Below are 17,373 nucleotides of genomic sequence, written 5' to 3' on the forward strand. Positions count from 1 at the left end.
GATAATTGATTGGGTAGGGGTACGGCATTGCCGTACCCTATGATAGTTAGCGATAACCTCTCAATTTAATCAATAATAAACCTTCTGCCCTCTGCCTTCTGCTATATCGCGCCAACGAATCACACCCAGGATTCAATCCACCATAATCTGTCGCCTCAACAGACTCATCATTTCTCCCGAAGCACCATAAGGAATCGGTGGACTCCATTCCCTCACCTCGGCAAACCGTAAGCGATGCAGCGTTTTGATAATGCTGTTGATCCCTTTACGGGAACCAATCACCATCACCTTGATAAATTCTTTCTGAGAAACCGGATCAGTAGAAGTCTGAATAGAAACCTCAGCAGAGGGCAATTGATTCTCATTCGGCACAAAGTACGCTTACATTTGAGTTCACCTGATTTTGAGTTGCGACCAGATGACTATATTTATGTAGTCATTCTCATCATACACGATGGCTATATAAATGTAGTCATTTACTTGCTCGTAAGGCTCTGACACGATTAAGAGTATGGGAAGAGTCGGCAAAGCCCTTAAGCAGGTACTAGAGAATTACGACATCAGTCAGAACAAACTGGCGGTAGCGCTGGGAGTAAGACGTTCTGTGGTTTACCGTTGGTATCACGAACTTACAGATCCCACAGCCGAAACGGTTGCGGAAATTGCACAGGCACTTCATCGCATTAATCCGAGTGCAGCAGCAGAATTTATCCGGTTGTATTTGGGTGAGTTCCTTGAGACGGAGGAGGATAGTTGAAGAGAAGCGACTCCTGCCCCCCCATACTCCTATCATCAGCAATTCGCTTTGGAGCTACGATCCTATTGAAGAGGTGATCAGCGAATGGAAAAATTAGAAAAATATCGCTCATTAGTTCGCAAGCTATTAAATAATCATACCCCTGAAGATGCAAACCAGTCAGATTCAGAAATAGAGTGTCAACTCATTTTTGATAAAGAACATGACCACTATCAGCTTCTAGATATCGGTTGGGATGGACTAAAAAGAGTCTACAACTGTTTCATTCATATAGATATTAAAGATGGCAAAATTTGGATTCAGCGAAATAGGACGGAAGCTGATTTGGCACAAGATTTAGTAGAAATGGGTATACCAAAAGAGGATATTATTCTCGGTTTACATCCTAGTTATAAACGTCCTTACACAGGCTACGGAGTCGCTTAGTGCGATCGCACAACAACACTATGGAATGAAGATCCGTCCCACTCCTATGCTATTTTCAGGATACATGATGATTTCAGCAAGACGGGCAGCACATCGCTCTCGGTATTCTCGATTACTCAGCCGACCAACAGTGCCAATCGTTACAACAGGTAATGATGTGGGTGTATTTTCTTCTCGAATTGTTTGTTCTAACGAATCCTCGCCTATCATTCTCCGATTGGCGGTTAAAAGGATCATTTGATTCAGTTGGGCATATCGCCACACAACGCGGTCATTGCTATCAGTTGCTAATCCCGCTTCTTCCATTAACAAAAAGCGTATCGACAACAAATCCAGCCATCCTTCACTGGCTAAAGTTCCTTGTAATAGAACAACGTAACCCTCTAAATTATGGTCAACTAAAATGATCATGGAGTTAACCCAAGCTTTGCTTTCCAGGCTTGGAGTTTTCTATAAATCTCTTCTTGTCCGGGTTTTGGGGGTAAAGTGGCAATTCGTGCCAACCGCTGACGATTCTTTTCTGCCCAATAGTCCTGAATTTCTTGGGCTGTTTGTAAAACCGTTTGATACTCAGCGTCTACTTCACTACGATGGGTTTCAATGTAGGATAATGCAGCATTAGCTTGTTCTTGGGTTAAGGGTAGCCAGTCTTGAATTAGCTGAGGAGACCATCCTGACGTGAGATAATCCATGACATCATAAAGAGTAATCCGGGTTCCTGCGATCGTCAATCCCCGTTCTGTACGGATGATAGCTGATTGTTTATTGGATGATTGAGTCATACCTATACCTTCTTTCTAGATTCATGTAGAGATGCGCCATGGCACATCTATCAATTATCGGAGCGGGTTTAGCTGTTTAATTTTGGGATTGACCGATAACCTCTCAACAAAACTCGTCATTTATCCCATTGCACATTTGTAAATTGTAGAGGCGGGTTTAGCCGTTTAATATTGGTATTTACCGATAAGATTTCAACAAAACCTGCCCTTGATCAAACAAGGGATGATTTCCTCTCGAATAGTTACGTTTTTTTAGGAATTATAGCATTGATTTCGATAACTGGATTGGTGTTCTATCGCGATTTCCCATTTGATGCAGTACCTTGATAAGCTTGGCGCACCACATAAGTGGGATGATCCTGTTTTAGACTCCCGCCGACTTGATAGCTGTAGTCTGGATGGGATGCGGTACTCATCCTCAAATCCCCCGAAATGGTATGTATCCGTTAATTCCGTAGGGTGCGTTAGCGCAGCGTAACGCACCACCTTTATTTTCGCCCAGAATTGGTGCATTCTGGCGTTAAATTATTTTATCCTAACAATTTTTCCCCCGTAGGGGCGCACAGACGTGCGCCCTTCTGACGTGCGCCATTTTACCAATTGCGTCCAGACAATTGGCAAGGTTTACACCTGAATAATAGGAAAGGGCGACCCGAGTTAATTAAGTGGATTATCATTTTTAATTGATGCAAGCGGGTCGCCCCTACCAGATGTTTATAGCATTGTAAAATGAATGAGATCGCCTTTATTATCTTCCCCAATTGGTGCGTTACGGCGCTAACTAATTTAATCCTCACGATTGATACTAAATCAGCGCCTAACGCACCCTACGTTGATGATGAAACACCTGGGTTCTCCTTCTCCCTTGATGGGAGAAGGGGTTAGGGGATGAGGGTGAAGTACGAATGATTTAATCTCCTAAATTATCGCGGAAATAATTCCGATACAAATCACAACGCGGAATCCATGGGAAAGTTGACCCGAATCGGCAGAATCACGGGTTTCTTTTCTTCCCGTCTATCCCGCAATTCCCTCGCCCGTCGCACTTCCTCTGTGACCATTTCACTGGTTGCCGATTGGGAGGATAATAAGAGGAGGAAATAATCACATTGCTCTAATTCCTGGTCAATCCGTTCCGCCCAATTTTCCCCTAAACGAATACTGGCTCCCGCCATAAACGGTTCATGTCCAGCGGCTAGCCTCAGCATGGGTAAATTGCCAAAATTAGCTTGGGGATTGATATCAGTAATCGCCCCATCAATGGACGCGCCTTCTGGAAAATCTGGACGCCCATAACCGATACTTAAGAAGCGATGCATGGGTGTAACGGAGAGGGACAAGGGAACGCCTTCTCCCTGATACCCAGTTATCTGCAAGACGGCAAAATCATCCTGGCGACTGTCTCCCAGATACACCAAGGATACCGATTTCCCCTGCACTCGTACTTGTTCCCAGCCACCAGCCGCTTCCACCACATGGGCGCAGGTGAGAAAATACCCGTCAGACGAGAAAAAAAACCCCGTCCCTCGGATAATACCATCCTCAGCCGCCGCGATCGCAACCGTTGCCCGTTTTACCTCTTCCCAACTCATCAGGCTTGATTACCGTTTCTATTGATCCATTTTCCAACTCACTTTAACCCTCAAACCCTTACAAATGACCAATGACAAAGGACAATCCCCACCTACTTAACCCTGCCAAAATCAATCTCCGGAAATGTGAACCACAACCTCCCGATTGTGTCTCTGCTGGCGATGCTCCCAAATATAAATCCCTTGCCACGTTCCTAGAACTAATCTGCCATTGCCAATGGGAATTTGTTCTGAAGTTTTAGTTAAAGCCGTCCGGATATGGGCGGGCATATCATCGGGTCCTTCGGTATCGTGGATGTAACTGCCATCTTCTGGTACTAATTTGGCAAAGAAATTTGATAAATCCGTCAGGACATCGGGGTCAGCATTTTCTTGAATCACCAGACTGGCTGACGTGTGGCGCAAAAATACGGTACAAAGTCCGGTGTCAATTCCTGACTCCTCAACGATGTCTTTGATGTTTGAGGTGATGCGGGTAAAGGATTTTGCGGTTGTCTTAATCGTAAATTTATTTTGGTAATGGGTCATCGATTCATTAAATTAGGACATAGATTCTCAAGTCTAGGCGAGAAGGCTAACCTAGTTGCTTGAGTTCGTGGTCTTCGTGGTCTTCATCGTCTAGTAATTCTTCAGCATCCTCCTCATCGTCTTCGCGATCGCCAATTCCTAATTTCTCTGACAGGTGGGCGACTAAAGGGTCTTCCTCATCTACGTTTTCTACTTCATCATATTCGTCTTCCACGTTAATGTCGGGTGCTTCAGATTCTATCTCGACGGATTCTACCTGTTCTAACGTTTCCAACGCTTCTGTTTCATCTGATTCTTGATCACATTCATTAATTACTGATGTTTCGACGCACTCAGTAACCACCTCTACCAATTCTGTCTCATCTGCCTCATCTGCCTCATCTGCCTCATCTGTGTCATCCTCAATGTCATCCTCCAATTCCTCTGGAGTGTCAGCCATAACCTGTTCAGAACCGTCTATCTCATCAGTATCTGCTACCTCATCGGTATCTAATACCCCCGATTCATCTAGCTGTTCTACCTGAGGGTCCCGCCAAGGAGAATCATAACGATGCCACGGTAGGATTGGCTTATTGGGCAGGTTGCGCGTCAACACCGTAATGTTGTCTGCGTCGGGTTCTGGTAAATTTAACCGTTTCCCAGAAGAGTTTTTGTGAACGTGTTGAGAAGTCATAATCGCAAGACCTAGCCAAAACTACTCAGGTCAATCAACGGCACGAAGTAAATCCCTACAACATGCAAGGTAACAACCAAGGCTAACCCCCAGGTCACATAGGCAGAATATTGTAAAGATGATGAGACATCCTCCAATCGCTGCTTGTTTGCATTATAGGTCTCTACTAGGTTAACAATCATTCGTAGTTGATATTCATCTGGCGACAGGACGAGATAGCGTTCCAGAAATTTTTTATCGCCCAGATTGGGGCTAACCGCTAACTGGCGCGGTAAGAAGGCGTTGATCAGCAGAGTGAAATTTACCAGAAATCCGAAAAGTTCGGCAAGGCTAAACCCGTTGGGAAAGAATAACAACCGTGATATGGTTAAGCTAGTGAACAAAGCTCCGTTGGTAACAAATAAGATATTTAACTTCGTGGTTAAGGTTTGGCTTTGCTCCCGTTGCTGATCAATGACCAAGCGGACATCATGAGCGGCTAATTCCAGGGTAGACGATGTGGAACTCTCTTTTTCTTTTTTCTGGTCTGAGGGTTTGGTCGTCTTGGTGGTTTTCGTCGTCTTGGCTGTTTTAGTCTTCGTCGCCTCTGGGGTTTTAGGGGGTTGGGGAGGTTTGACGGTTTCAGCGGGTTCTGAACCTTTCTGGTTTTTTGCGGTTTCGGTTGTCTTGGGCGTTTTAGCCGTCTTCGTCTTCTCTGTAGTCTCTGGCGTTTTCGGCTTGTCTAGGGTTTCAGTGGCTTCTGGATTATTGCTTGTCTTGGGCGTTTCTGATGCATCTGAGGTTTTCGAGGTAGGTGCGGTTTTGTCTAGCAGGGAATTCACAGTAGCTATCATGTCAGGTTAGAGAACGGGATGAGTGAGTTTGTAAATAATGGACAACAGCTTGCGCGATCGCGTCAGCCCCATCTTTGGCGATAGGCTGGGATTGTCTGGGAGGATTGAGAGATTGGTGTAAAAATTCCCAGTGACCTAGGAAAAATTCTTTTGGGGTCACAATTTGATGGTACGCATAATTTTGAATACCTTCCAGTAGGAAGGAAGATTCAGCAAAATCTTCGCGGGTGAGGGAGACGATGGGAATGTCTAGACGTAGTGCTTCGGCGAAGGTACTGTATCCCGGTTTAGATACCACTCGTCCACACAAGGGCATCATATCCACAGGGCGATAGTCTCGACCCAAAATTTTCACTAAATTGGGTAAATCGGGGGCATGGGGATCAAAGGTGATAAATTGCCAGTCGGGAAACTGAGACAGGGTACTGTAGGGAATTGCCTGCAAACTAAGTCCACCAAAGGTGAGTAATACTGTTTTCTCTGGGGGTGAGGTTAAACCCAGCCTTTCCCGCAACTGGCTGACTGGATAACTGGGTGTCCCACCTGTGAGTCCTACATCGGTGATCTGGGGGAATGCTGTCATCGGTTCGTGTAAGGGGAGACGAAACAAGCGATCGCAGACGCTGTAACATTCACCAATCCAATCGGCAATCTCGACAAATTCTCCACCCCACGTCCGGTAAATAAAATCCCAGCCGAAGTTACTCATCATCCAACCGGGAATCCCTGCGGTTTTAGCGATTTTGGCAGCTAAGGGGGGAATATCTGCTAGCACAAGTCCGACACGATTGGTTTGGATAAAATTAACTTCACCGGCAATTATTGAATTTTCGGAGGCACGAATTTGCTTGAGTTTTGCCAATGTCGCCGCCTTATCCATGGTCAAGCTATCCGACTGAATCACGCCAATATCAAAGGCGCGGGGGCGATGAATAAAATCTCCGGGAATATAAGAGTCCAATAACCAACGTGGGGCTGTGGTTACTAAAATTAGTAGGATGTCTGGACAGAGATTTTGGATGGCGGCGGCGGCACAAGCCGCACGAACCGCATGACCAAAGCCATGGTTGGTGATCGCGATGTATACGGTAGGTCGAGGCATATTTATTTAAGGAGGTGGGAAAAATTAAGGTTAAAGGCGGAGATCGTCATTGGTCATTCGTCATTGGTCATTCGTCAGGGGTTGAAAAATCTTTACATAAATTAATATAGTTGATTTTCACCCAGCGACTTAGGCAAGATGTAAATCACAGATGTTTTTGCTTAATGAATTCCGTTATTTATTTTATCGGTGTTTTTTATTGATTTTTTCCATGATCAAGATATTTTATAAACTTTTAAAAAATCTCATAATTATGTATAATTCTGTATAATTACTCTGAGGAATCAGGTTGAAGTCATAAGTATCTGATTCAATTGGCATAATTGATAAGAAGGCAGGGTAATCTCTGGCGAAAAGAAAATAACCCAGTTTAGGCGACCTTTCCGGGGTGGCGAGTTTTGTCCTGAATCCACAAGACAATTTCTGTAAAACAAGACAACACCCTTGGAAGGATTTAAGACTGTGACAGCCAAACTGAACGCGAATGGTCGTTATCAAAATTTACATCCTGCTAATAAATGTTACACAAGGGAACATCAACCTGTTCCGCAAACGTTAGATAAAAAAAGCAATAGCCGCCTGAACTCATCTCTACAGAATGTTTCTAGCCTTGCCCTCTATAGCGTAGCGGCATTTGCTGTCCCAGGTTTTTCCCATCCCGCTTGGGCAACGTCTTCAGTGAAGACAACCTATCAGCCTGATATTGCTGTCCCAACCCCAATTGAACCCAATGAAACCCAGGCAGGATCATCAGTAACATCAACAACTAGCGCTCAAGCTGTTGCCTCACCAGAATCTATTATTGTCCAGGAATTTACGCCAGAATCGAAGGCAGAGGGCAGAAATGGGGAAATGGAAAGACGGGAAGAATTTCCTAGTCACCAGTTACCGATCGCTCATCATCAATCTCCCATTGAGGAAAATCGAGTCAGGCTGGAGTTTTCCGGGGAATCTGAATTAACCTTGCCCACTCTAGACGCATCTGAGTTGGAGATGGCATCGCCAGAATTAGAACCTCCCGACCAAGTTGTGCCAATCGTGGTGAGTGCTAGACAGACAGGGGACAATCATCAACCTAGAGTGGAAAAATACACACGAGATGATCCTGATGTCAAGACTTTTGCCATAGACAGGGAAAATCACGCAGACACGGAGGATAAGGAAAACAGACAACCTGTTGCCCTGAATCCGAAAAAGCCCTGTAGTGCGACTCAACAAACGATGTTGGCACAAGCACCCAATCAACGGACACAACCTGCACCCTGTCGGGACGTTAACCGCTTGCAAGAAGAGTTGCGATCGCTAGAAAATATAGACACTCAAGAACCCTTACGTGCCTCCCCAGCTTTGAGTATTGTTATTCCTACAGCTTATGGCGCTCATCGCAATACAGGGTTTGTTAGCGCTACCTATCAAGAACGCACCCGCTATAGTGATGTTGATGATGGGGCGCTAGGCATTGGGATTGGGTTGGGTGATGCTGAGAAGTCTGTGGGGGTAGAACTTTCATACGCACTGGCTAGTTTCGGGTCTAATCGAGATTTTGGCAGTGGTGGTTTTAACGCTAAAGTGCATCGTCGCTTACCCCAAGGTTGGGCAGTTGCAGCGGGTTGGAATGGTTTGATTAACCTGGGTGATGATAATGACTTTGAGAATTCCGTTTATGGCGTGGTGAGTAAGATTATTCGGACACGAGAGGATATTAATCAACCCTTTAGTCGCGTGGCAATAACAGCGGGAATCGGTAATGGACAGTTTCGCACGGAGGAGGCGGTAGAGGATGATAATGGCACGATTAATGTGTTTGGTAACGTTGCGGTGCGGGTGGCTGAACCTGTGAGTTTAATTGCTGAATGGACGGGACAAGACTTGGGTGTGGGTGTGTCTATTGCTCCCCTTAAAAATATCCCATTGGTGATTACCCCAGCATTGCGAGATATTGCGGGGGCTGGAGATGGGGCGCGATTTGTTTTGGGTGCAGGGTTCGCGTTTAAGTTTTGAGTATGTAGGGGTGGGTAATGGGACTTTCTTTTTGCATTGATGATAATGTTTGTGCAAAATCCGCCCTGACGTAGGGGCGGGTTTAGGGACTTTCTTTTTGCATTGATGATAACGTTTGTGCAAAACCCGCCCTGACTGAGTGTTGTATAAATTGGAATATGGAGTGAATGGGATGAAAGTAAAGCAACGGATAGTTTGGACAATAACAACGTTAGTCATGGGTACTGGGTTAATCACCACATCTACCAATGCTCAACCCCCCAACCAATCAGATATTACCGGAACGAATATCTGGAATAATACTGCACCTATTTTTGATCAAGATGGCGAATTAGATCCAGCTATATTAGAGAATGCCCGTCGTCTGGATCAAGCCTTAGAAGAAGCGGCTGAGGGTTGCTGTAATGCAGTTCAGCCAGAGGCTCCGCGTCGATTTGCTAGAGAACCGGGAAATCCGAATCCGGCTTGTGCAGATTGTCTAGAGTTGAATCGTTTAGTTGAGGAAACCGAGATATTTTTGGATGAAGTCAATCGCACTCAGGGAGCGCGAGTTAACGCCAGCCGTAATCGTCTTTGGTAGAGAAGGGGAATCGGATTCTCTTGCTCCCCTCTTGCTCCCCTCTTGCTCCCCTCTCCCAAGCTTGGGAGAGGGGCTGGGGGTGAGCTTACAGGTGTAGGTTTTTTATTTTATGGTTGGGACAAGACAAGGAGGACAAGGATGGAAAGAAGACAAGGGGGAAAAACCGTACAGAATTAGGTTCGGTTAAACTAACTTCTAAAAGCCGAAACGCCCTATTTTCGTTCTCACTCTTCCTTGTCTACTGGTCTACCTGTCTTCCTTGTCTTACCTCAACCCCAATCTTAAAAAACCTACCCTTATGAGCTGGGGGTGAGGGGTTGAGCTTAAGTTGACACGGATGACCGAAAATCCGCCCCGACACAAAACCATATCCTCCCCAGCTTCCCCGTTCAAACCTGAAAATCCGGATCAGAGTTAGCGGAGAAAATGCGATCGCGTCCTAAGGCTTTGGCTTTGTAGAGAGCGCGATCGGCAAGTTGGACTAATTCACTGGACGAAAGTTGATGGGATGGAGTCGTTGTAGCGATTCCTAAACTGAGCGTTACCCAGGGATGAATCGGAGATTTGGCATGGGGACGTTTGAGTTTATCCATTTGGTAGCGGATTTTTTGGGCAACGATAAAAGCGCCTGGATTATCTGTATTGGAAAGAATCACGACAAATTCTTCACCACCATAGCGAGCGACTAAATCACTCGGTCGTTGAGCCGCTTGGCAGATGGCTTCAGCAACTTCTTTTAAACAATTATCTCCCACCCAATGACCGTAGGTATCGTTGTAGGCTTTAAAAAAGTCAATATCACACAAGATTAAGGATAGAGGAGTTAAGTTACGTCTAGAACAGATTAATTCCTCGGCTAAGACTTGATCGAAACGGCGGCGATTGGCGATTCCGGTTAAACTGTCTATTTTGACCAGTTTCTGTAGATGTTGGTTATCTGTCTTTACTTTTTGATAAAGTTCTGATTGTTGAATCGCAATAGACACCTGTTTGACTAACTGGTTTAAACAATCAATTTCCCAAGTTTGCCATTGACGATTAGGGGTACAATGATGAGCGATAATTATCCCCCATAATCGATGGTAAACAGGAGACTGAGGTTTTTTTAGATCAGACTCACTGTTACAGATAGGTATCGCTAAAACAGATTGCTTGTGCAAATTGAACAATTTTGGTTTTAGCTTAGACATGTTTTTACTGTTAATAACTTGAATAAACTCTTCATTGTAGGACAATATCTGAGGCAAATTTAAAAGTTCATGAATTGCCGGAATCTCCGGATAACTATTGCTATAGTCAGCCGCTACTAAAAGCATAGTAGGAGATTTATCTGCTTGATAGCGATAGATGAGAACCCGATCAGTTTTCAGGAATTGACGGACTTGGGTGACAGTGGTGTGTAAAATTTCTTCGAGATCCAATGAGCGTCGGATCTGCTCAACCATACGCTCTAAAATCCGCTCCCGTTTAGCCTGCTGTCGAATTGCCTCGCGATCGCGTTCCCGTTCAATGGCGTAGCGTATAGCCCGTATTAAGTTTTCTCCAGCAAATTGTCCCTTTATTAAATAATCTTGAGCGCCTTCACGAACCACTTGAATTGCCAGCTTTTGATCATTAAGAGAGGTTAAAACAACAATCGGAGTCGTGGGTGCTTTTGCTTTGACTTGAATGACAGTATTTAATCCTTGACTATCCGGAAGAGATAGATCGAGTAAAATAATGTCGAAGGTAAAGTCTATCAATTTTTTTATCCCCTGACTCAAACGCTGAGCATGGGTTATGGTGAATTGATTAGTGTTTACTGCTGAAAATAATTCTTGGATTAATTCAGCTTCTACACGATTATCTTCAATTAAGAGAACTTTTAGAGTTTGACTATCCAACAAAACAGATTGATTGCATTTTAGTCCATTCATGGTTATGATCCTATGATTTATTAATTAGATCTAAAGTTTAGCTTAAATTATAAATACAGTTATATTTTATCGATCCTGGATTATGAATCTGGAACCATGAACTTAATAGTCTTAGGCGATATCCTAGTTTTCAAGTTTCAGATTAACATCCGACTCTTGTGAATTATTACTAACTTAAGAAATAAATTCGGTATACGCGAAGACGTATTTCAGTAATATAGTGCCAGGTTATATACAATTTACCTGACCTAAATCATTATCGGCAGCCTGAATGCCAACTCGCTGAGTCAATGACTCATATATAATAATTTTTCTCCTATCTTTGGGTTGAATTGACTGCGCTAATTTCTGTCTCTTTAGGTAGATGCTCCCCTAATCACATCAGTTCAATAATCGAAGTATCGAACTTATCGCAAAAGGCAGAAGGTTATTACTGGTACGTAGTTGTTTCAGTTATTCAATCTGCCCTAACCTTTAGGGCGACAGTGATAAATTCCGCAACGAGGGTAATTTCCCCGCCCCCTGCACCATGGGTGTCAACTTAAGCCACATTACCCACGATAGGATACTGGGTGTGGGGTATGGGGTGTGGGGGAAAGCGAGCAATTTTGGGGAGCTATGTATTAAACGGAGCCTGTTTGAAAAAAACATTGTGGATGAATAGGTGAGGTGAATGGTGGTAGGTGTGAGGTTTTTTTGCCTCCAACAGACAATTCCATCCTGACACCCGACACCCGACACCCGACACCCGACACCCTTGCTCAACCGAGCTTTTCGCTCTAAGTTGACACCAATGCCCCTGCACTCGTCAGACAACCTTCCATAGACATAGCCTATACATTCCTGCATGATTGCCTTTCCGCTTAAGTTAATACTAATGCACCCCAATCGACCCCTATAGCGTTTGGCATTTGACTTTTGACGTTCTGGAAAGCTGTATTAGCCTTTTTATTTCGCCTGTAGTCTTTGCCAAAGGGTAAAACTTAGAAGAATAATTATACTACCACTTGTAACAATAATCACCATTGAAGTCATCCCTTGCAGTTTCATCGCCAATCCGTTACATGCCAACGTTATCCCCCACAGGGTAAAAGCCGCATGACGTTGAGAAAAACCCCAAGCTAGTAAGCGGTGATGTAAGTGATCTTTGCCTGGAGTTTTCAGGGGATTTTTTCCCGCCATGAGTCGCCGAACAAATACCTGAGTCGTATCTAGCACAGGCAATAATAAAAAGAATGCGGGCGGTACTAGAGCAAATACCGTCGTCACTTTCAGGTTACCTAAAATACTGGTTGCGGCTAGCACATAGCCAAAAAAGTAAGCCCCCGCATCTCCCATAATGATCCGGGAGGGATAGAAGTTGTGTCGTAAAAATCCCAGTGCAGCACCTCCTAAGGCTGCCAAAAGTAAGGTGGCGGCGGCTCTAGTTTCAAACTGTGCCGAAACTGCCAACAAACTCATGGCGGTAATGAAGCTGATCCCACCCGCCAAACCATCCATTCCATCCATTAAATTAATCGCATTGGTAATTCCCACAACCCACAACCAGGTCAACACAATGGAGAATATCGGGTCGATGGGAGTGCCAAAAGGCGTTTCGATGCGGATATCGCTGGCAATCAGCAAGAGGGCGGTAAGGGTTTGACTAAACAGGCGTACATACGCAGGTAGACCAAATTGGTCATCGATAAAGCCCACGAGGACGAGGATTGAACCACCGAGCAAAATCGTCAGCACTTGGGCTAAGACGCCTTCGATGACAATGGGTCTTAATAGAGTAGCTAGGACTAGCGCCGCTATGACACCCGCATAAATTGCCAATCCACCCGCGTTAGGTAGGGGTTCTTGATTGAGTCGTCGGGCATTTGGTTGATCCGCCCAACCCACTTGCAGAGCAAATGAGCGTACTGCTGGAATCAAACACCACGTTACCCCCCAAGCTAACCCGAAGGTGAATATAACTGCTAGCCAGCCACTGCCACTAGGGTTGGCAATGCCGAGAGACTCTAGGAAGCTGTACAAATCTATCTCCCACTTCACGCTCAGACTGCCAATAATTATTATTCTCAACTGTACAGGAATCAATTCGGCAAAGTGCTACCACAATTTTGGATATTGATTCGGTGTAGTAGTACTTACCGGACACCATTGTATTGATCCGGGTTGTTGTAGCTCATACTAAATTCAGGTTAACAAGGCTCCAGGGTAGAAGGCAGAAGGCTGTGAGCCGATTATTCGGGAGAGGATGAGGGCGGATGGGGATCAGAATGCTGATGACTCTCTACTGTCTCAAGGTATTGACTATCCAGTAAAAAAGCGCCCTTAGAAAAGCGAACTCCCCAAAATCCGCCGGGACGCCGATCAAGGATCACCCCTTCTTCACCAATGCTAATCACATCCGGGGGTCGCAGCATCGGCATAGGTTCGGCTGTTTTAACATAGCGGGGTAGGGCAATTAGGCGAACGCGATCGCCAACTTTAAAGTCTTCGGACATATTACTCGGTATGGGTCACTGCTGATTAGTTCCTAGCTTATGACGAGATCTTGCCACACGGGTAATAAATCTTAAGATACCTTCTGGTGATCGCGCCCCTGATCAATTAAACAAACCTCCGTCTTTCTTGTGTAGGGGCGACCCGCCTCCCATCCGTGTCAACTTAAGCTCAACCCCTCACCCCCAGCCCCTCTCCCAAGCTTGGACTTTGCTGGCGAATGTTACTGGCATAGCGTGAAATCCAATAAAATCGTTAGCCGCTCTAACGTATTTCGGTCATTCTAGGGCAGAATGTTAAATTCGCCAGCAGTATCAACCACTGGTGTCACTGAACAACCAATGACAAATGACAAATGACAAATGACGAATGACCAATTAAGGAACTTGCCAAATGCGCTGATGGTAAGCTTCCGGATCAGCGTAAGGATCAGGAGGATGCTCCGAGTGATTATGACTATGGTGGTGATGATCATGGTGATGACCGTGATCATGATCATGAGTGTGACCCGTATTATCCCCCACTGCCGCTAATCGGAACTTACACAATTCACAATTCATCTGCACCTGTCCCAATTGCGTCTCAATTTCTCGTTCCCGCAATACCGAGAGTAATTCCGGTTGAATACCCATTTCGGGTAAACAGGTCATCGTAATATCCGGATATTGCTCCTGCTGCTGCGCTGTGATGTCAAATATTTTTTTCACCAGCACCCCGGTAAACAGGAAGTAAGGCAGAACGATAATCCGCTTAGGCTGGAAAAGTCGAGCGCGATTGAATCCTTCCTCTAACCGGGGATGAGTAATCCCAATAAAGCAGATTTCAACCGTTTTATAGCCACTGCCTTCCCAGAGCAGACGCGCTAATTTGTAGACATCACCATTAGCATCGGGATCACTAGAACCGCGACCAACAACTAGAAGAACCGTTTCACTTCTGGGAATTGAGGACATTGAACTGTTCTCTGATGGTTGATCCAGTTCAGCCAGTCGCCGATGCCATAACTCCAGAATTGCCGGAGTAATGCCAAAATGACGCCCATAATAGAATCGGATTTGCGGATGTCTGGCTTTAGCGCGGTCTAACTCGTTGGTGACATCAAATTTATTATGTCGCGCTGCAAACAGCAAAATCGGCAGGACGGAGAATTCTGTATACCCTTGTGCTACACATTGGTCTACGCCCTCCTGAATACTGGGAGTGGTTAATTCCAGAAAACACGGAACAACCGGGCGAGACGAGTCTAACCCTTGGTAAGCCTGGGCAAAATCCAAAAACCCCTGACGCCCCTGCATATCGCGGCTACCGTGACCAACCATTAATAGGGGGCGGTTAAGGGGGAGTGGTGGCAAAGAAAGTGAATCTGGAGTGAAATGAGTCGTGTCTACAGTCGGCATTAAAATTAAGCTCCCTTCCCGTGCGAGGCGGAAATATAGAGTGGATAAGCAACAGCTAGGTATTCTGGCTTAGGCGAAATGTCAGCGAGGTTCGTCGTTGCGCTGTCTTCGCCATAAACACTGAAGCATCGACGACAAACCTGAAAGAGCGTGACATTTCAACCTTGACAGTTGCCGCACAGCCCCGGACTTACACCGGAGTTTCCCTAGGTTGTTGCCATTCAATTGTGCCTTGATATCTTATCCGATTCGGCAACAAGTCAAAATCCAGGGTAGGGGGTTTTTCCCTAGCTTGTAGTTGTAGTGGCGTGGCACAGCTAAAATGGTGGAACAGGTTGTCGGTTGGGTTTCGACTTCGCTCAACCCAACGGAATCTAGGGCTTTAGCCCTTACTACGAACCCAAGCTAATCTATCTAATTAAGTGTGCCACGCCACTACCCATTTACCCATCTAGGATTGGGTGTTCATTATCCTGACAATCTCACTGAGGGTTTGGGATACCGATCGCGGATTCCAGCCTAAGTCTTGACGCGCTTTCGTTGCATCGACGCGCACGCACCGATCATAGACGTAATGCACCCGTTCCCGACTCAGGGGCGGTTGCCAATTCAACAGGCGTCCGATGGGGTCAAGGATGTTTCCGGCGAGTCTCACCAAGGGTTTGGGGGCTTCCGCCGGAACCGGAATCCCAGTGTCTTGACTGAGAAGGGTGAACATCTCACGGGTGGACAGATCGCCCGCCGAAATGATATATTTCTCGCCCGGTTGACCCTTTTGGGCTGCCAGAATCATGGCGTTAGCTAAGTCATCAACGTGAACAATCCCCGTAATGCGATCGCCCCCCGCCCATACCTTTAAGCCGCCTTTGAGAAATTGCTTGAGTACGGGACCAAAATGGGGGTCATCTGCACCAAAGATACCAGACGGGAGGATACTCACCACGGGTAATCCTTGGGCGGCAAATTGGTCTACAATTTGTTGGGCTTGGTATTTGGTGCTGTCATAAGCCCCGGAAAAGTCGGTTTGTTGGCGTTGAAAGGTTTCATTCACCACTTGACCTTTAGTGTCACCAAACACGCCAATGGTGCTACAGTAGACGAGTTTGGCTACACCAACCGCTTGAGCCACCTCTAAAACAGCGCGAGTTCCCTCAACATTCACCCGTTCCATTTCTTTGGCATCGACGAGTCCTAATTCCACATAGGCGGCGGTGTGAAATACCCAGTCTACACCAGTCATGGCTGTTTTTAGGGCGTCGCGATCGGTAATATCGCCGTAAACCAGTTTGACTTGGCAATCCGAGAGACGCTGAAGGTTGCTAGACTTGCGGACGAAACCGACAACGCTATCCCCCCGTTGTTCTAAGGCTTTAACTAAATGAGAACCGGTAAATCCGTTGGCTCCGGTGACTAGGGCTTTCATCACACCTCCTGGCTTTTAGTGTTAACCAGCCTTTGATTCAAACCCAAGGAACCAAAAGCTTAAGTCAGCTAAAGCTGACTAGATAAGCATAGCCAGGAAATAAATTTCCGGCTGAAAGCTAAAGTAAGCTAAAGCTTACTGAGGAAGTCTTTGAACCCGTTTCAACGGGTTTAAGCTCTTAGCCCGGAGTTTGAACTCTGGGCTGATTTTCTATTGATTCTGTAAAAGTTCTCGAATTCGTTGGCGAAACAACCGCACGGCTGTTCGCTGTCCCTGAATATTACTTTGTTCAATAAAACTGGGAATCTCGGTTACGGGTAAAAAGGGAAACGTGATGCTTTGTTGTCTCGGTTCATATTCTCCTTCAACTAATTGATAAACCTGGAGAGTTTGACGAGTATACCTCCACAATTCCGGAACACCCAGAGCCGCATAAATAGATTGTTTATCAACAGAGGAACTGGTATAATCCGACTCAATCGCTAAATCAGGCGGTGGGTCAATTTCCAGATTAATTCGTCTACCTCTGACTCGTGATTCATTTTGGATATAGAAACAGGTATCCGGCTCAATAAAACGAGTTAAGTCTTCGCGCTTCAAGCTCAATGCACCAACTTTCTTAACTTCTATTTCTAACTCATCGGCGACGGCTTCTATAAAGCTTTCGAGCATCCCTTTCGGAACTTCATGGTCTTCCAGTGGCATTCTAATTTCTAATACTCCCTGAGAATAAGCCATTCTACAGGCTCGGTCTTCGCCAATTTCCGCCAGTAATGTCTTAAAGGTTTGCCAGCTAACGCCTTTTAAGGTAACGACTGGTTCAGCGCCCCTTTTCTGGGATTGAGGCGTTGGTGTTGCTGTTGTCATAGT

18 protein-coding genes and 1 pseudogene are annotated in these 17,373 nt (G+C 45.6%); 4 read left to right on the plus strand and 15 right to left on the minus strand.

The features are described from left to right. Window positions 1-132 precede the first annotated feature (132 nt). Window positions 133-372 carry a hypothetical protein gene (locus tag RIC07_RS21985; protein ID WP_446396386.1) on the minus strand — a complete coding sequence of 80 codons (240 nt, stop codon included), beginning with the start codon at window positions 370-372 and terminating at the stop codon, window positions 133-135. Window positions 373-511: 139 nt separating this feature from the next. On the opposite strand from RIC07_RS21985, the gene RIC07_RS21990 reads away from it, so the two are divergent. Continuing rightward, complete coding sequence (locus tag RIC07_RS21990; protein ID WP_446396387.1) at window positions 512-757, plus strand: helix-turn-helix domain-containing protein; 246 nt, start codon at window positions 512-514, stop codon at window positions 755-757. 84 nt (window positions 758-841) lie between these two features. Further along, window positions 842-1,183, plus strand: a complete 342-nt coding sequence (locus RIC07_RS21995) for an element excision factor XisI family protein (RefSeq protein ID WP_446396388.1) — start codon at window positions 842-844, stop codon at window positions 1,181-1,183. 18 nt (window positions 1,184-1,201) lie between these two features. Here the strand turns inward: RIC07_RS21995 and RIC07_RS22000 are convergent, their stop codons facing one another. The 8 genes and pseudogenes from RIC07_RS22000 to RIC07_RS22035 all read right to left on the minus strand — a co-directional run bounded on the left by RIC07_RS22000 (window position 1,202) and on the right by RIC07_RS22035 (window position 6,693). Continuing rightward, window positions 1,202-1,594: an ACP S-malonyltransferase gene (locus RIC07_RS22000; protein ID WP_446396389.1), complete on the minus strand. Its 393-nt coding sequence runs from the start codon at window positions 1,592-1,594 to the stop codon at window positions 1,202-1,204. Beyond that, window positions 1,591-1,965, minus strand: coding sequence for a DUF433 domain-containing protein (locus RIC07_RS22005; protein WP_446396390.1), 375 nt, complete (start codon window positions 1,963-1,965; stop codon window positions 1,591-1,593). The genes RIC07_RS22000 and RIC07_RS22005 overlap by 4 nt, the downstream gene beginning before the upstream one ends. Window positions 1,966-2,258: 293 nt before the next feature. Further along, window positions 2,259-2,381 carry a hypothetical protein gene (locus RIC07_RS22010; protein WP_446396391.1) on the minus strand — a complete coding sequence of 41 codons (123 nt, stop codon included), beginning with the start codon at window positions 2,379-2,381 and terminating at the stop codon, window positions 2,259-2,261. Window positions 2,382-2,918: 537 nt separating this feature from the next. Next, window positions 2,919-3,557 (minus strand): annotated as a pseudogene (locus RIC07_RS22015) (TIR domain-containing protein); the annotation flags it as partial. Between the two features lie 111 nt (window positions 3,558-3,668). Then, entirely contained in the window at window positions 3,669-4,085 is a 417-nt protein-coding gene (locus tag RIC07_RS22020; protein WP_446396392.1) for a secondary thiamine-phosphate synthase enzyme YjbQ, read from the minus strand. A gap of 46 nt (window positions 4,086-4,131) precedes the next feature. Beyond that, window positions 4,132-4,758 carry a hypothetical protein gene (locus RIC07_RS22025; protein WP_446396393.1) on the minus strand — a complete coding sequence of 209 codons (627 nt, stop codon included), beginning with the start codon at window positions 4,756-4,758 and terminating at the stop codon, window positions 4,132-4,134. An 11-nt stretch (window positions 4,759-4,769) separates the two neighbouring features. Next, a complete protein-coding gene (locus RIC07_RS22030; protein ID WP_446396394.1) occupies window positions 4,770-5,591 on the minus strand; it encodes a hypothetical protein in 822 nt (273 codons plus the stop codon). Between the two features lies 1 nt (window position 5,592). Then, on the minus strand, window positions 5,593-6,693 hold the full coding sequence (locus RIC07_RS22035) for a glycosyl transferase (RefSeq protein WP_446396395.1): 1,101 nt from the start codon (window positions 6,691-6,693) through the stop codon (window positions 5,593-5,595). A gap of 462 nt (window positions 6,694-7,155) precedes the next feature. Between RIC07_RS22035 and RIC07_RS22040 the strand changes: the two genes are divergently transcribed. Beyond that, on the plus strand, window positions 7,156-8,694 hold the full coding sequence (locus RIC07_RS22040; RefSeq protein WP_446396396.1) for a hypothetical protein: 1,539 nt from the start codon (window positions 7,156-7,158) through the stop codon (window positions 8,692-8,694). Between the two features lie 172 nt (window positions 8,695-8,866). Beyond that, a complete protein-coding gene (locus tag RIC07_RS22045; RefSeq protein ID WP_446396397.1) occupies window positions 8,867-9,274 on the plus strand; it encodes a hypothetical protein in 408 nt (135 codons plus the stop codon). Window positions 9,275-9,663: 389 nt separating this feature from the next. Here RIC07_RS22045 and RIC07_RS22050 read toward each other — a convergent pair whose 3' ends face one another. The 6 genes from RIC07_RS22050 to RIC07_RS22075 form a co-directional block, all read right to left on the minus strand. Beyond that, window positions 9,664-11,190: a diguanylate cyclase gene (locus RIC07_RS22050; protein ID WP_446396398.1), complete on the minus strand. Its 1,527-nt coding sequence runs from the start codon at window positions 11,188-11,190 to the stop codon at window positions 9,664-9,666. A gap of 948 nt (window positions 11,191-12,138) precedes the next feature. Next, window positions 12,139-13,230, minus strand: a complete 1,092-nt coding sequence (locus RIC07_RS22055) for an MraY family glycosyltransferase (protein WP_446396399.1) — start codon at window positions 13,228-13,230, stop codon at window positions 12,139-12,141. A 191-nt stretch (window positions 13,231-13,421) separates the two neighbouring features. Continuing rightward, window positions 13,422-13,685: a regulatory protein SipA gene (sipA, locus tag RIC07_RS22060; RefSeq protein ID WP_446396400.1), complete on the minus strand. Its 264-nt coding sequence runs from the start codon at window positions 13,683-13,685 to the stop codon at window positions 13,422-13,424. 375 nt (window positions 13,686-14,060) lie between these two features. Then, entirely contained in the window at window positions 14,061-15,080 is a 1,020-nt protein-coding gene (locus RIC07_RS22065; protein WP_446396401.1) for a sirohydrochlorin chelatase, read from the minus strand. Between the two features lie 451 nt (window positions 15,081-15,531). Then, complete coding sequence (locus tag RIC07_RS22070) at window positions 15,532-16,503, minus strand: NAD-dependent epimerase/dehydratase family protein (RefSeq protein ID WP_446396402.1); 972 nt, start codon at window positions 16,501-16,503, stop codon at window positions 15,532-15,534. A gap of 210 nt (window positions 16,504-16,713) precedes the next feature. Beyond that, on the minus strand, window positions 16,714-17,370 hold the full coding sequence (locus RIC07_RS22075; RefSeq protein WP_446396403.1) for a Uma2 family endonuclease: 657 nt from the start codon (window positions 17,368-17,370) through the stop codon (window positions 16,714-16,716). Window positions 17,371-17,373: the final 3 nt, after the last annotated feature.

This window comes from Coleofasciculus sp. E1-EBD-02 (assembly GCF_040218245.1).
In the GTDB taxonomy this organism is placed as follows: domain Bacteria; phylum Cyanobacteriota; class Cyanobacteriia; order Cyanobacteriales; family Coleofasciculaceae; genus Coleofasciculus.